The 13,912-nt window shown below is 64.5% G+C and carries 13 protein-coding genes; 8 read left to right on the forward strand and 5 right to left on the reverse strand.

Going from position 1 to position 13,912, the window contains the following annotated elements; translation table 11 throughout:
* Positions 1–10: 10 nt before the first annotated feature.
* The 4 genes from IB258_RS23575 to IB258_RS23590 all read left to right on the forward strand — a co-directional run bounded on the left by IB258_RS23575 (position 11) and on the right by IB258_RS23590 (position 3,827).
* Positions 11–442, forward strand: a complete 432-nt coding sequence (locus IB258_RS23575) for a BPTD_2524 family lipoprotein (RefSeq protein WP_054451045.1) — start codon at positions 11–13, stop codon at positions 440–442.
* Between the two features lie 3 nt (positions 443–445).
* Entirely contained in the window at positions 446–859 is a 414-nt protein-coding gene (locus tag IB258_RS23580) for a hypothetical protein (protein ID WP_054451046.1), read from the forward strand.
* Between the two features lie 97 nt (positions 860–956).
* Positions 957–2,249, forward strand: a complete 1,293-nt coding sequence (locus tag IB258_RS23585) for an aspartate carbamoyltransferase (protein ID WP_054451047.1) — start codon at positions 957–959, stop codon at positions 2,247–2,249.
* Between the two features lie 165 nt (positions 2,250–2,414).
* On the forward strand, positions 2,415–3,827 hold the full coding sequence (locus IB258_RS23590; RefSeq protein ID WP_310531179.1) for a diguanylate cyclase: 1,413 nt from the start codon (positions 2,415–2,417) through the stop codon (positions 3,825–3,827).
* 76 nt (positions 3,828–3,903) lie between these two features.
* Here IB258_RS23590 and IB258_RS23595 read toward each other — a convergent pair whose 3' ends face one another.
* Complete coding sequence (locus IB258_RS23595) at positions 3,904–4,803, reverse strand: recombination-associated protein RdgC (protein WP_054451049.1); 900 nt, start codon at positions 4,801–4,803, stop codon at positions 3,904–3,906.
* Between the two features lie 148 nt (positions 4,804–4,951).
* Between IB258_RS23595 and IB258_RS23600 the strand changes: the two genes are divergently transcribed.
* On the forward strand, positions 4,952–5,161 hold the full coding sequence (locus tag IB258_RS23600) for a hypothetical protein (protein WP_059379226.1): 210 nt from the start codon (positions 4,952–4,954) through the stop codon (positions 5,159–5,161).
* Positions 5,162–5,634: 473 nt separating this feature from the next.
* Entirely contained in the window at positions 5,635–6,606 is a 972-nt protein-coding gene (locus tag IB258_RS23605; RefSeq protein ID WP_082400689.1) for a fimbrial protein, read from the forward strand.
* 91 nt (positions 6,607–6,697) lie between these two features.
* Here the strand turns inward: IB258_RS23605 and IB258_RS23610 are convergent, their stop codons facing one another.
* The 3 genes from IB258_RS23610 to IB258_RS23620 all read right to left on the reverse strand — a co-directional run bounded on the left by IB258_RS23610 (position 6,698) and on the right by IB258_RS23620 (position 10,738).
* Positions 6,698–8,359: an MFS transporter gene (locus tag IB258_RS23610; RefSeq protein WP_054451052.1), complete on the reverse strand. Its 1,662-nt coding sequence runs from the start codon at positions 8,357–8,359 to the stop codon at positions 6,698–6,700.
* 194 nt (positions 8,360–8,553) lie between these two features.
* Positions 8,554–9,933, reverse strand: coding sequence for a sensor histidine kinase (locus IB258_RS23615; protein ID WP_192353315.1), 1,380 nt, complete (start codon positions 9,931–9,933; stop codon positions 8,554–8,556).
* Positions 9,934–10,048: 115 nt separating this feature from the next.
* Positions 10,049–10,738 (reverse strand): response regulator transcription factor, encoded by a 690-nt coding sequence (locus IB258_RS23620; protein WP_013392535.1) that lies wholly within the window; start codon positions 10,736–10,738, stop codon positions 10,049–10,051.
* Positions 10,739–10,969: 231 nt separating this feature from the next.
* On the opposite strand from IB258_RS23620, the gene recA reads away from it, so the two are divergent.
* Together recA and recX are read left to right on the forward strand one after the other, a co-directional pair.
* Entirely contained in the window at positions 10,970–12,034 is a 1,065-nt protein-coding gene (gene recA / locus IB258_RS23625) for a recombinase RecA (RefSeq protein WP_054451054.1), read from the forward strand.
* 135 nt (positions 12,035–12,169) lie between these two features.
* Complete coding sequence (recX, locus tag IB258_RS23630) at positions 12,170–12,856, forward strand: recombination regulator RecX (RefSeq protein ID WP_175162454.1); 687 nt, start codon at positions 12,170–12,172, stop codon at positions 12,854–12,856.
* Positions 12,857–12,882: 26 nt separating this feature from the next.
* Here recX and IB258_RS23635 read toward each other — a convergent pair whose 3' ends face one another.
* Entirely contained in the window at positions 12,883–13,800 is a 918-nt protein-coding gene (locus IB258_RS23635) for a LysR family transcriptional regulator (RefSeq protein WP_192353281.1), read from the reverse strand.
* Positions 13,801–13,912 lie beyond the last annotated feature (112 nt).

Below are 13,912 nucleotides of genomic sequence, written 5' to 3' on the forward strand. Positions count from 1 at the left end.
GGGAAGTGTCATGCGCAAGTCTTTGTGGTTGGGAATGGCGTTTGCGGCCTTGTTGGCCGGCTGCGCGAGCAAAGGGGTCTACGAATCCGATGCCGTCGTCACGGAGACCTTCACCGTCAATACCAACTACGAAGCGGCTTTCCGCCGGGCCGGCGAGTACGTGCGGACCTGCCACGTGCAAGTGCAGCACGCCTATAACGTCGCCTATGCCTGGCGCCACGTGAAGGGCGAAAAGGGTGCGCCGGACGAAGTGCAGCTCTATAAGGTGACGGAACCCGCCAAGGTGCTGGAACTGATTGCCGCCGAAAGCGCCAGCCCCTCCACCGCCAAGGTAACCATCACGGTCTTGGGCGAAGGGCGTTGGGACGCTGCTGAAATCGCCGCTGCCCGCGCCTCCATCCAGAGCGCAACGCCCGTCTGCCGCAAGGGCGGCGAAGGCTGATCCATGGATGCCCGCGCCCAGCAGATCCGTGCTAGCGGCCTGTCGTTCTCGCTGCTGGCGGGGGCGTTCCGCTTCCTGGGCTGGCTCAATGGGGGCGCGGCGCTGGTCCTGACGGGGTTTTCGCTGGGCGTGGTCGGCGGCGATATCGCCGCGCCGGATCTGCAACTGCCGCTGGCGCTGCTGCTGGGCGGCCTGCTGGCCGCCTGCCTGGGAATTCTCTTTGCCTACCTGGCGCAGGTCAGCCTGTTGCGCCAGGGCTACACCGGACATCTGACGCGTGCCCACTGGCCCGCGCAGCTTCTGGCCATGGTTTGTTATCTGATCAGTGCGCTTGCCTTCTGCGCCGCCTGCTGGCTGGCGGCTGGACAGGCGGTCACGGATGCGCCTCAGACGACGACTGCCTATGCGAGGCGGTAGTTGCGGGTAAACCCGTGTGCGCAAAAGTGTTGGACTTGAATTTGCGTTGAGAATAATATGCGCAGTGCGTATATAAATCTCCTGTTCGGGGCCCGTCATGACCATTTCCCAGCAAGCCTTCCTGCGCGACGCCATGCGGCGCCTGAATCTCACCCGCGACGTGTTCGCGACCCGCATCGGCGTCAAACGCCGGGCGCTTGATACCTGGTTGCTGCCCGAGGGCTCGCAGGAATTCCGCGCCATGCCGGAAGTGGTGCAGCGCTTCGTGAGCGAAATCGTCCAGAACGGTGTTTTGCTGGAAAAATATACGCAAAGCGTACAAGAAGGTCCGCTGCGTGACCGCATCGCCGTGGAAGGCAAGCACCAACTGCTGTCGGTGGACCAGTTCACCCGTGAATCGGTCGAGGACCTGTTCCGCGTGGCCGACATGATGCAGCCCATCGCCCGCCGCCAGAAAGTGTCGCGCGTGCTGGAAGGCGCGGTGCTGGGCAACCTGTTCTTCGAGGCCAGCACCCGTACCCGCGTGAGCTTCGGTTCGGCATTCTGCCGCCTGGGCGGCTCGGTCTGCGACACCACCGGCTTCACGTTCTCGTCCATGGCCAAGGGCGAGTCGATCTACGACACCAGCCGCGTCATGAGCGGCTACGTCGACGCCATGGTCATCCGCCATCCGGACCAGGGTTCGGTCGCGGAATTCGCGCGCGCCACCAACATCCCCGTGGTCAACGGCGGCGACGGCCCGGGCGAACACCCTAGCCAGGCCCTGCTGGACCTGTACACGATCCTGACCGAGTTCTCGCGCCTGGGCAAACTGCTGGACGGCGCGCACATCGCCATGGTCGGCGACCTGAAGTACGGCCGCACCGTGCACTCGCTCATCAAGCTGATGGCGCTGTACAAGAACGTGAAGTTCTCGCTGGTGTCGCCCAAGGGCCTGGAAATGCCGGCCTACATCATCGAGCAGGCCAGCCGCAACGGCAACATCATCGAGCAGAAGAGCACGCTGGCCGAAGGCCTGGCCGGCGCCGACGTGATCTACGCGACGCGCGTGCAGAAAGAGCGCTTCGCCAACGAAGAAAACGAAGGCTACACGCCGGATTTCCAGATCAGCCGCGCCATCATCGACGCCTACTGCGGCCCCGATACCATCGTGATGCACCCGCTGCCGCGCGACAGCCGTCCCGGCGCCAACGACCTGAGCGTGGACCTGAACCACGATCCGCGCCTGGCCATCTTCCGCCAGACCGACAACGGCATTCCCATCCGCATGGCGATCTTCGCAGTGCTGCTGGGCGTGGAGGGCCTGGTGCAGCACTCCTTGCGCGACGTGACCTGGCAGCATCCGTCGCACGTGGGGCCGGACGATTCCGCTTTCCACGGACTCGAATAAGCGCGCGGCGCCGGGTCGAATACCCCTTGGACTCCAGCCGCTACGCGGCCTGGAGCCGGGGTTTTCAAGCATAATCCGCGCTGGCTTTTTCTGTCGCGTGTCGTTTCCGGACACGCCGTAGGGCCTACGGACGGATTATCTATGTCTACTAGCAGTGTTGGCGTCGTGCCATCTTCCGATCGGCACGCCGGCGCATCCGGCCAGGCGTGCTACCTGAGCGCATCCGACGAGCAGGCCTGGATAGCGGTCTACCAGTCGGTTGACGCCTATACGCGCGGGCAGGTCGCCGCAGTGGTGGGCGACAGCCTGTCCGCCCTGGTCGACGCCTTTTATTCCACGCTGCTGGCAGACGCCGAAGCCGGCCCCCGCCTGTCCCACGACATCGTATCCAGCCGTTTGCACGCGGGCATGACCCGCTGGCTCAAGGGGCTCCTGTGCGTGCGCGACCAGGGCGACATCGCCGTCCTGATGGCTACGCAGAAAAAAGTGGGCGAGGTGCACGCCCGCGTCCACATTCCGATCCATCTGGTGATGGCGGGCGCCCGCATCCTGAAGAACGAGATCGCGCTGCGCCTGCGCGCCAGCGACCTGGACGGCATGGCCGCATCGGTCGCCACCCAGTACGTGTGCAATCTGTTCGACCTGGCGGTCGAGCAGATGAGCCGCGCCTTCATGCGCGACATCAGCCGCGGCGCCCGCAACGACGAGGCCTATCGCCTTTTCGCCCTGGGCCAGAACATTTCCACGGAACGCGAACGCCAGCGCGCCGCCTTGCTGGAGTGGAGCCAGGCGGTGCTGATCGGCTTGCATTACCGTGCGCCAGGGCAAAGCCTGCCGCGGCTGGCGGCCTCGGAATTCGGGCTGTGGCTGCAGCACAAGGGCGGGGCGATGTTCGAAAGTGCTCCGGGCCTGCAGCAGATCACGGACGCCGTCGCGCAGTTGGACTCGGTAGTGCTGCCGCAATTGATGCGGGGCGAAGAACAGGGGCTCGCCGCCTCGATGCCGGACCACGTGCGCGAATTGCAGGAACTGGTGGCGCGCATCAAGCATCTGCTCAACGGCCTGTTCGACATGGTGGCCGAGATCGAGAGCGGCAGCGATCCCCTGACCAATGTGCTGAACCGGCGCTTCCTGCCCTCGGTGGTCGGGCGCGAAATCTCGATCGCGCGGCGCCAGCGCAGCGCATTCTCCGTCCTGTTGCTGGACATCGACCATTTCAAGGCCATCAACGACCAGCACGGCCATTCGGGCGGCGACCAGGTGTTGCGCCAGTTTGCGGAAGTGCTGCACCAATCGTGCCGCTCCAGCGATTTCGTGTTCCGCTACGGCGGCGAGGAATTCCTCGTGGTGCTGGTGGATGCGCAGCAGGAGGCCGCGCTGGCGACGGCCGAGAAGCTGGGCGCGGAGATCCGCCGCCATGTGTTCAACATCCCCGAGGCGGGGCCGCTGCATATCACGGCAAGCATCGGCGTGGCGACCTTCGACGGCCACCCGGACTATGCCTATCTGATCGACCGCGCCGACCAGGCGCTCTACCAGGCCAAGCAGGCCGGCCGCGACCGCGCCGTGGCGGCCTGAGGCCCGGCGCGCACATGAAAAAGGCCGCCCGGTCAGGGGCGGCCCGCGGTTTGCCTGGCGCCATGGCGCCCGCGGCTTACACCTTCTTTTCGCCGCCGAGCGCGTCGACCAGTTCGGCCATCATCTTGGCCAATTCGCCCGTCATCAGCATCATGTCGGAATCGAACTTCTCGTCGTCGTTGGCGGCCACGCCTTCGTTGCCTTCCTTCAGCACGTCCAGGGGCGCGACGCGCTTGACGTCCAGGCCTTCGGTCAGCACGAACGAAATGCGGTCGGCCCAGGTCATGGCCAGGCGGGTGCACTGCTTGCCCGACTGGATATGGCGGCGCACGTCATCGGCGTCGATCGAATGCTTGACGTAGCGGATCGCTGCGCCGCTTTCGCCCGACGAACGCAGCTCGGTGTCCTGGTCGATCGAGAAGTTGGCCGGAGCCTCGTCCTCGGCCAGCCAGCCGGTCATGGCCGAAGCCGGCGACTGCGCCACGTACAGGTTTTCGAGCGGGAACGGATCCACGCACTTGGCCAGGAGGCCGATGACTTCGTCGGCCTTGGCCGAGGCGGCCGCGTCGATCACCAGCCAATGGTTCTGCGGATCGATCCAGACGCGCGTGTCGCGGTACACGCTGAAGGCGCGCGGCAGGAGCTCGTCGGTGACGCGTTCCTTGATTTCCTTCATTTGCTTGCGGCCCGGCTTGTAGCCTTGCTGCTCTTCGATTTCCTGGGCGCGGGCCTTGGCGACCTGGTTCACCACGGTGCCAGGCAGCAGCTTCTTTTCGGCGCGCAGGCTCAGCAGGATCTGGCCGTTGACCACATGCGCCAGGCCGCCGTTCTCGCGCGGAGGAACCCAGCCCAGGCTTTGCATTTCGAGGTTGTTGCCGCTTTGGTAGGCATGCCGCGCGAGCGTTTCTTCAAGCTGGTCGCCGACCAGCGTCCACGGCGAGGAGAGGCGATAAATCTTGAGATTCTTGAACCACATGAGCGTCGGCCAAAAGGGTTGATTCTATACGACCCGGCCGCTTTGCCGAAGTGCGGCAATACCGCAGCGTGACGCGACACCTTCTGTCACTGACAGCGGCGGGCCGATGCGCTACTGTCCGCGCAGCAAGTCGAACTGGAGATAAAAAATGAAGATCATCGGCGCCATTCTGATCGTCCTGGGTATCGCCGCCCTGGCCTACAAGGGCTTCAACTACAAGTCCGAGGAGACCGTGCTGCAGATCGGTTCGGTGAAGGCCACCGCCGAGACCGAGAAGTCGGTGGCGATTCCGGCCTGGGCCGGCATTGCGGCCATCGTGGCCGGCGTGGTGGCGATCGGCGTCGGCATGCGCCGCTGACTGCGGGCTGTCTGCAAGATCCGCCGATGGCGACCGCAGGGTCGCCATTTTTTCGCGCGCAGGCAAAAAAAAGCGGCCCGGCTCATTGAGGGCCGGGCCGGTACGGGAGCACGCAATACCGCGTCATAAAAGGCTCGCGGGGAACGCGGTATCGGTGTCAGAACACTGGCCCTGCAATCGGCCGACAGGGGGATCAATCGTCGGTCAATCTGGCGCAAGGCCGTAATCTGAGCGCCCAGTCTAATGGCGCGGGTCTGACATGGTCCTGAAAGTGCGGACTCAATTGCGATGGAGCGACATAGGCGAATTCGGACAGGGCCTATCGTCGGCGACCTTGGTCTGGGACTGGGCTGATTTTCCGCCTCGGGTCGAAAAAATACACTTTTCTCTCGCTATCGAGGTTTGTCGATGCCGGTCTTCGGTACTCAGAACTCGTACTTTTCGGCGAGGTGATGCGTGATGCGAGGTGAAACATGAAGAAAGCAGTCCGGCTCCTGGCTGCGGCTGGCGCAATTGTCCTGTCGCACTTGTTTGCAAACGACAGCTCGGCGGCAATTTGTACGAATCCGTACGCGTTCACGCTTCAAGGTCCCGCTTCTATTGCCTTCGACCCTGCGCTTACTGTCGGCGCCACGCTTTGGAGCGGTTCTGTCAATGCATCCAGTGGCGGTAGCGGTGGCTGCAGTTCCGGTACGTTCAGGATTGATTTCGTGGGTTCGAAGACCTACCAGGGAAACAATCTCTACGATTCTGGGATTTCGGGGATCGGCTACAGGCTGAAGTTCACAAGCTCGGGATCTTGCACCAAAGTCTGGTGGCCGTCTTCGTGCACTGACTCATGGTCGGGCACGATGGGTACTCACAGCCTTCTGGTCGAACTGGTGAAGACCGGGCCGATCACAACCGGCGGAACGTTGAGCGGGATATTCGCGGAATGGAAGGTCGGCGCTGAACAGTACTTGCGCTACAGTTGGCGGGGCAGCGTCACCGTCAAGCCGGTGATCCCTACCTGCAAAGTCGCCACGCCGTCCATTCCCGTCCCGCTCGGCACCATTCCAGCCAGCAAGTTCTCTGGGGTGGGAAGCACTTCGAAGTCCGAGAGCTTCAACATCGCATTGCAGTGCTCGGGTGGCGACGCCGGCCGCACCACCGACATCCATCTGACCTTGACCGACCAGACTGCGCCTTCCAACCGCACGGCCGTGCTGTCGCTGACCTCGGGGTCAACGGCGCAGGGTTTAGGCATTCAGGTCAAGAGCGGGACGACGCTTATCAGCTATGGCCCCGACTCGGCTGCGCAGGACAACCCCAATCGTTGGTACGCGGGGGCGGCCGCCAATGGCACGTTCCTGATCCCGCTGTCGGCGAGCTACGTGCAAACCGGGGCCACGGTCAAGGGTGGATCGGCCAATGGCCGGGCGACGTTCACGATGAGCTATCCATAGCCCCCCAATGCGCGCGCAAAAAAAAAGCTCCATAAGGAGCTTTTGAAAGGCCGGGCGGGCGCAGCAGTCCCGTCCGGCGGGGGATGGCCTTTTAAGCGTTGATGTCGTTGTCCTTGGATTCGCGCACGAACAGCGTGCCGATGACCAGGGTCATGACTGCAATGATGATCGGATACCACAAGCCGTCGTAGATGTTGCCGGTGGCGGCGACCACGGCGAAGGCGACCGGGGGCAGGAAGCCGCCGAACCAGCCGTTGCCGATGTGGTAAGGCAAGCTCATCGACGTGTAGCGGATGCGCGTCGGGAACATTTCCACCAGCATGGCGGCGATCGGGCCGTAGACCATGGTCACGTAGATCACCAGGATGGTCAGCAGCACCACGACCATGACGTTGTTGCTCTGGGCCGGATCAGCCTTGGCGGGGTAGCCGTGGCTGCGGATCGCGGTGGTGAGCGACTTGTCCAGTTCGGCGGCCTTGGCCTTGAAGTCGGCGGGCGCCAGGGCCTTGCCGTCGAACGAGGCGAACTCGTCGTTGCCGATCTTGACCTTGGCGACCGAGCCGGCCGGGGCCGCTTCGTTCTTGTAGTTCACCGAGTTGCGGGCCATGAACGACTTGACCACGTCGCAAGAGCTGGTGAACGAGGCGGTGCCCACGGGGTTGAACTGGAACGAGCAGGTGGCCGGGTCCGCGATCACGGTGACCGGCGCCGAAGCCTGGGCCTTTTCCAGCGCCGGGTTGGCGAAGTGCGTGATGCCCTGGAAGATCGGGAAGTACGTCGCCGCGGCGATCAGGCAGCCGGCCATGATGATGGGCTTGCGGCCGATCTTGTCGGACAGCGCGCCGAAGATCACGAAGAAGGGCGTGCCGATCAGGAGCGCGATCGCGATCATGATGTTGGCGGTGTTGGCGTCGACCTTCAGCGTCTGCGTCAGGAAGAACAGGGCGTAGAACTGGCCCGTGTACCAGACCACGGCCTGGCCGGCGGTCAAGCCCAGCAGCGCCAGGATCACGACCTTCAGGTTCTTCCACTGGCCGAACGATTCGGCGATCGGCGCCTTGGAACCCTTGCCTTCGTCCTTCATGCGCTGGAAGGTCGGCGATTCGTTCAACTGCAACCGGATCCACACCGAGATGCCCAGCAGGACGACCGAGATCAGGAACGGAATGCGCCAGCCCCAGGCCTTGAAGTCGTCTTCGCCCATGAACGTGCGGATGCCGAGGATGACCAGCAGCGACAGGAACAGGCCCAGGGTCGCGGTGGTCTGGATCCAGGACGTGTAGAAGCCACGGCGGCCATGCGGCGCGTGTTCGGCGACATAGGTCGCCGCGCCGCCGTATTCACCGCCCAGCGCCAGGCCTTGCAGCAGGCGCAGGACGATCAGGATGGCGGGAGCGGCCAGGCCGATGCTGGCGTAGCTGGGCAGCACGCCCACGAGGAACGTAGACAGGCCCATGATCACGATCGTGACCAGGAAGGTGTACTTGCGTCCGACCAGGTCGCCCAGTCGGCCGAACACCAGTGCGCCGAACGGACGCACGGCGAAACCGGCGGCGAACGCCAGCAGGGCGAAGATGAAGCCCGCGGTGGGGTTCACGCCCGAGAAGAAGTGTTGCGCGATGATGGCGGCTAGCGAGCCGTACAGGTAGAAGTCGTACCACTCGAAAACCGTGCCCAGCGACGACGCAAAGATGACGCGGCGTTCATCCTTGGTCATCGGGCGCGGATCCGCGGATGGACCGCGGCCTGCCATGGTTGTTGTGCTCATGATGTCTCCTCGGTTTTATGGCCGGCGGTGGTCCGCCGTGCTGCGCCCGCCGCCGGCGAGCCGACATTGAGCTATATGCAACATTGGGGGGTGAGGCTGACGAGGTTCTGACGGGATACTTACTTGAGTCTTAAAATTGAAACTAAAAGTAACTGTTCCCTGGGAGGCTAGGGATAGTCCTAGGAGACGTCGGAGAGGTCTGACGACTCGGCGTAAAGCGGAAAGATCACGCGAATCCGCATACCGGGGAGGTTCGAATACGTCGTGGGGTGATCGCTGATTTCGACGCTGGCCTGGTGCTTCTGGGCGATCTCGCGCACGATGGCCAGGCCCAGGCCGCTACCGTCGGATTGGGTGCCCAGCACGCGGTAGAAGCGGTCGAACACCCGTTCGCGCTCTTCAGGCGGGATGCCGGGGCCGGAATCCTCTACCTCCAACACCGCATGCGCACCCAGGATCTGCGTGCGCACCGTGATGTGGCCGCCGCGCGGCGTGTAGCGCAGCGCGTTGTCCACCAGGTTGTTGAGCAGTTCGGCCAGCAGCAGCGGGTTGCCGTTGATCTCGACCGGGTGGTCCGAGCCTTCGAAGCCCAGGTCGGTACTCAGCGAGAGCGCCTGCGGCACCCAGTGCATGGCCTGTTCGTAGGCGATGGCGTTGATGTCCGTGCGGGTCATGCCGATGGCGCTGGGGTTTTCGGCCCGGGCCAGCAACAGCAACTGGTTCACCAGGCGCGTGGCGCGCTCGGAACCGGTCACGAGCTGGCGCAGGCTGGACTGCATTTCCTCGGGGCTGGCGTCGCGCAGGGCCAGTTCGGCCTGGGTGCGCAGGCCGGCCAGCGGGGTTTTCAGCTGGTGCGCGGCGTCCGCGACGAAGCGGCGCTGCGCCTGCACGTTGGACGAAAGCCGGTCCAGCAGGTCGTTCATCGCGGCCACCAGGGGCGCGATCTCGGTGGGCGCGGCGCGCTCGTCGATGGGCGACAGGTCGTCGGGCCGGCGGGCCCGCAGGCGCTGCTGCAACGCGTTCAAAGGCGCCACCCCGCGCGACAGCCCGAACCACACCAGCAGCACGGCGACAGGCAGCACCACGAACTGCGGAATGATCACGCCCTTGATGATGTCGTTGGCCAGCTGGGTGCGCTTTTCGACGGTCTCGGCCGCGATCAGCAGCGCCGGCTGGGTATCGGGCAGATGCAGGTCCACCCAGGTGAACGCCAGCCGGACCCCGAAGCCGCGCAAGGTCGCGTCCTCGTACTGCACTTCGCCGGGCCGGGGCTGGCCCACGGTGGAAGGCAGGGGCAGGGCGCGGTCGCCGCCCAGGTATTCGCCGCGGCTGCCCAGCGCCAGCCAGAACACGCTATCGGTCTCGTCCGCGTGCAGTACTTCCCGCGCGGTGTTGGTCATCTTCAGCACGGCCCGGCCGTCCTGCGCATGTACCTGCAGCGTCAGCACATGAAGATTATTGGCCAGCGCACGGTCGTAGGGCACGTTGGCGATGTTCTGCGCCACCACATAGGTGATGGCCACGCTCATCGGCCACAGCAGGAATAGCGGCGCCAGCATCCAGTCCAGGATTTCGCCCAGCAGGGAGCGCTGCGGCGGCGCGAAGCTGGGGCCCTTGGCCCCCGCCCGCATGACATCCAGTGCTTCCTGGTTCAGCGCTTCCGGCGGCGCCGCTTCAGCTTGCGAGGTACGCCGCACCCTGGTCCCGCTCAAGACAGTAGCCCAGGCCGCGCACGGTCACGATCTTCACGCCGCTGGGCTCCAGCTTCTTGCGCAGGCGATGGACGTAGACCTCGATGGCATTGGTGCTGACCTCTTCGCCCCATTCGCACAGGTGGTCGACCAGCTGGGTCTTGCTGACCATGCGGCCGCTGCGGGTCAGGAGGATCTCGAGCAGGCTGACTTCGCGCGCCGACAGGTCCAGGGTCTGGTCGTCGACCATGGCGACGCGGCCGGTCTGGTCGAACAGCAGGCGGCCATGCTTGATCATGGTGGCGCCGCCGCCCGCGCCGCGCCGGGTCAGGGCCCGCACGCGGGCTTCGAGCTCGGACAGCGCGAAAGGCTTGGCCATGTAGTCGTCGGCGCCCAGGTCCAGGCCCTTGACGCGCTGTTCGATGCTGTCGGCAGCCGTCAGGATGAGCACCGGCAGGGCGGAATTGCGGGCGCGCAGGCGGCGCAGCACTTCCAGTCCGGCCAGTTGCGGCAGGCCCAGGTCGAGGATGAGCAGGTCGAATGCCTGGGCCGCCAGCGCCGAGTCGGCCGCCAGTCCGTCGCGCACCGCATCCACGGCATAGCCGTTGTGGCGCAACGAACGGGACAGGCCGTCGGCCAGGATGCTGTCGTCTTCGGCGATCAGGATACGCATGGGCTACAGTGAGAAAAGGCCCCGCGGCGCAAAGGGGACAAAACGCCGGGTTCGTCTGGCATTCTGGCATAGGGCGCCATGCTTGCCACTCAGGGTATACGTGCAAAACACTGGCACACTGGTTTTATGTACAGTATAATCCGATGCCATAATCTGACCCGTTGCTCAAAGCACCCGCCTAACCCTGCGGCACTTCCCTAGACACCAGATACGTTACAGACAGGACTCTACATGGACGACAAAACCACCAAGGCCGCCGCATCGGAAAAGGCCAAGGCGCTTGCCGCCGCGCTTTCGCAGATCGAAAAGCAGTTCGGCAAGGGCTCGATCATGCGCTACGGCGACAACGAGGTGTCGCACGACATCCAGGTGGTTTCCACGGGCTCCCTGGGCCTGGACATCGCGCTGGGCGTCGGCGGCCTGCCGCGAGGCCGCGTGGTCGAAATCTACGGTCCGGAATCCTCGGGCAAGACCACGCTGACGCTGCAGGTGGTCGCTGAAATGCAAAAGCTGGGCGGCACCTGCGCCTTCGTCGACGCCGAACACGCGCTCGACGTGCAATACGCCTCCAAGCTGGGCGTGAACCTGGCCGACCTGCTGATCTCGCAGCCGGACACGGGTGAACAGGCGCTGGAAATCACCGACGCGCTGGTGCGCTCCGGCTCGGTCGACCTGATCGTGGTCGACTCGGTGGCCGCGCTGGTCCCCAAGGCCGAAATCGAAGGCGAAATGGGCGATTCCCTGCCCGGCCTGCAAGCCCGCCTGATGAGCCAGGCGCTGCGCAAGCTCACCGCCACCATCAAGAAGACCAATTGCATGGTCATCTTCATCAACCAGATCCGCATGAAGATCGGCGTGATGTTCGGCAACCCCGAAACCACCACCGGCGGCAACGCGCTCAAGTTCTACGCCTCCGTGCGCCTGGACATCCGTCGCATCGGCTCCATCAAGAAGGGCGACGAGGTCGTCGGCAACGAAACCCGCGTCAAGGTCGTGAAGAACAAGGTCGCGCCGCCGTTCAAGCAGGCCGAATTCGACATCATGTATGGTGCCGGCATCTCGCGCGAAGGCGAAATCATCGACCTGGGCGTGGCCGCCAACGTGGTCGACAAGTCCGGTGCCTGGTACAGCTACAACGGCAACCGCATCGGCCAGGGCAAGGACAATGTCCGCGAGTACCTGAAAGAGCACAAGGAACTGGCCATCGAAATCGAGAACCGCGTTCGCGAAAACCAGGGCATCGTCAGCCGCGCGGCAGAATTCGTGCCCACTGCGGAAGATACCTCCGAAGAGTAATCGGATTGGTGGCGGGCCTGGCGCGGCGCAATTCAGGTTCGCCGCAAACGGACCGCCTATCGCGTCGGGGCAGCCCGAACAGTTGCGGCAGGCGCCAGGACGGGCCTGCCGTTATGCATACCAAGCAGGAAACGCATGAGCTGGAAATCGCCGCCCGCTTCAGCCGAGCGCCTACGCGCCAAGCTGGACGATGAATTCGAAACCGTGGCCAAGCCCCAGGGCTTGCGCCGCACTTCGGATGCGCGCCGCGATCAGGAAGCGGAATCCAGCGATGCGCCAGAGCAATGGAGCCGCAGCTCGGAAGCCGGCAATGTGCGCCGAGGCCGGCGCGCCGCCGCTGCCGAGGACGGCCCGGACGCGGACGGCCAGTCCGCCCGCAAGGGGCCATCGCTGAAGATGCGGGCCGTGGGCTATCTGTCGCGGCGCGAGCATGCCCGCGAAGAGTTGGCGCGCAAGCTTGCCGCCTACGCCGAGGACCCGGGCGAAGTCGAGGCCGTGCTGGATGCCCTGGAAAAAGAAGGCTGGCTGTCCACCGAACGTTTTGCGCAAAGCCTGGTGCACCGCCGCGCGTCGCGCCAAGGGGCGGCGCGCATCGTGCAGGAATTGCGGCAACATGGCGTGGACGACAACCAGGTCGCCGAATTGCGCGAACAACTGCGGGCCACCGAGTACGACCGCGCGCTGGAAGTCTGGAAGAAGCGCTTCAGCGCCAAGCCGGAAGACCGCGCGGCCTATGCCAAGCAGGCCCGCTTTCTGGCCAGCCGCGGGTTCGCGCATGACGTGATCCGCCGCATCCTGGGTGCAGGCGGCGACGAGGACTGAGCGCTACGCCCGAAGCGCCTGGCCTCTTACTTTGCCGACTTGATCCCCGACAGCGTCTTGAAGCAGACATCCCGGGTAATGGTCAGGAACTCATCGATGTACGACGCGTCCGTGTCTTCGCTACGCACCGTCGCGTACAGCGTGCGCCATACGCCTTGCGGGCCCAGCCGGCACAGCCGCAGCCAACCCTGATTCATGTATTCCGTCAGCGCCCAGTTGGGTAGCGCGGCCACGCCGCGGTTGCTGGCTACCAGTTGCGCGATGATGGGAGTGAGTTCCGCGCGGCGGACGACGGCCGGTTCCACGTCGGCAGGGTCGAGGAAGGCCGTGAAAATGTCCAGGCGCTGCTTGTCCACGGGATAGGTGATGAGCGTCTGGTCGGCCAATTGCTCCGGCATGACGAACTTGCTGCCTGCCAGCGGATTGGATTCCGACACGGCCAGCACCAGCTCGTACTTGAACAACGGCAGGTATTCCACCGCCTCCAGCGGCTGGGGATCTGACGTGATGACCAGGTCCAGGTCGCCGCGCACCAGAGCGGGCAGGGGGGCGAAGGAAAACGCCGCCGACAGGTCCAGCGCCACGTCCGGCCATTGCACGCGGAAGGCGTCCAGGGCCGGCATCAGCCACTGGAAGCAGGAATGGCAGTCGATGGCCAAATGCAGCCGGCCGGTGCGGCCCGCGGCCAGCCGCTGCAGGTCCCGTTCCGTCGCGCGGATGCGCGGCAGCACGTCATCCGCCAGCGCCAGCACCCGCAGTCCCGCCGTCGTCAGCCGAGCCGGCCGCGTGCGGCGGTTCAGCAGCGGCGTGCCCAGCCGGGTTTCCAGGTCGCGCAACTGATGCGACAGGGCCGACTGGGTCAGGTGCAGGCGCTCGGCGGCTTCCTGCAGGCTGCCGCCGTCGCGGATGGCGGAAAGCGTTTCAAGGTGGCGGATTTCAAGCATGGGTGACCGCAGGATTTGGGAATAAGCTCATATTCTATGAGATTTGCTCATTTTATGAATGTAGACATTGATTTTGATTCATTTTGATTTGGCTTCAAAATGGCTGTCACTT

The sequence above is a fragment of the Achromobacter sp. ACM02 genome (assembly GCF_014851605.1).
Classification (GTDB): Bacteria; Pseudomonadota; Gammaproteobacteria; order Burkholderiales; family Burkholderiaceae_B; genus Achromobacter; species Achromobacter aegrifaciens.

Coding starts and splice junctions, on each gene's coding strand:
- recA (WP_054451054.1), top strand. CDS start 10,970: ATGGACGACAAAACCACCAAGGCCGCCGCATCGGAAAAGGCCAAGGCG.
- IB258_RS23580 (WP_054451046.1), top strand. CDS start 446: ATGGATGCCCGCGCCCAGCAGATCCGTGCTAGCGGCCTGTCGTTCTCG.
- IB258_RS23575 (WP_054451045.1), top strand. CDS start 11: ATGCGCAAGTCTTTGTGGTTGGGAATGGCGTTTGCGGCCTTGTTGGCC.
- IB258_RS23620 (WP_013392535.1), bottom strand. CDS start 10,738: ATGCGTATCCTGATCGCCGAAGACGACAGCATCCTGGCCGACGGCCTG.
- IB258_RS23595 (WP_054451049.1), bottom strand. CDS start 4,803: ATGTGGTTCAAGAATCTCAAGATTTATCGCCTCTCCTCGCCGTGGACG.
- IB258_RS23615 (WP_192353315.1), bottom strand. CDS start 9,933: ATGCTGGCGCCGCTATTCCTGCTGTGGCCGATGAGCGTGGCCATCACC.
- IB258_RS23605 (WP_082400689.1), top strand. CDS start 5,635: ATGAAGAAAGCAGTCCGGCTCCTGGCTGCGGCTGGCGCAATTGTCCTG.
- IB258_RS23610 (WP_054451052.1), bottom strand. CDS start 8,359: ATGGCAGGCCGCGGTCCATCCGCGGATCCGCGCCCGATGACCAAGGAT.
- IB258_RS23635 (WP_192353281.1), bottom strand. CDS start 13,800: ATGCTTGAAATCCGCCACCTTGAAACGCTTTCCGCCATCCGCGACGGC.
- IB258_RS23600 (WP_059379226.1), top strand. CDS start 4,952: ATGAAGATCATCGGCGCCATTCTGATCGTCCTGGGTATCGCCGCCCTG.
- IB258_RS23585 (WP_054451047.1), top strand. CDS start 957: ATGACCATTTCCCAGCAAGCCTTCCTGCGCGACGCCATGCGGCGCCTG.
- recX (WP_175162454.1), top strand. CDS start 12,170: ATGAGCTGGAAATCGCCGCCCGCTTCAGCCGAGCGCCTACGCGCCAAG.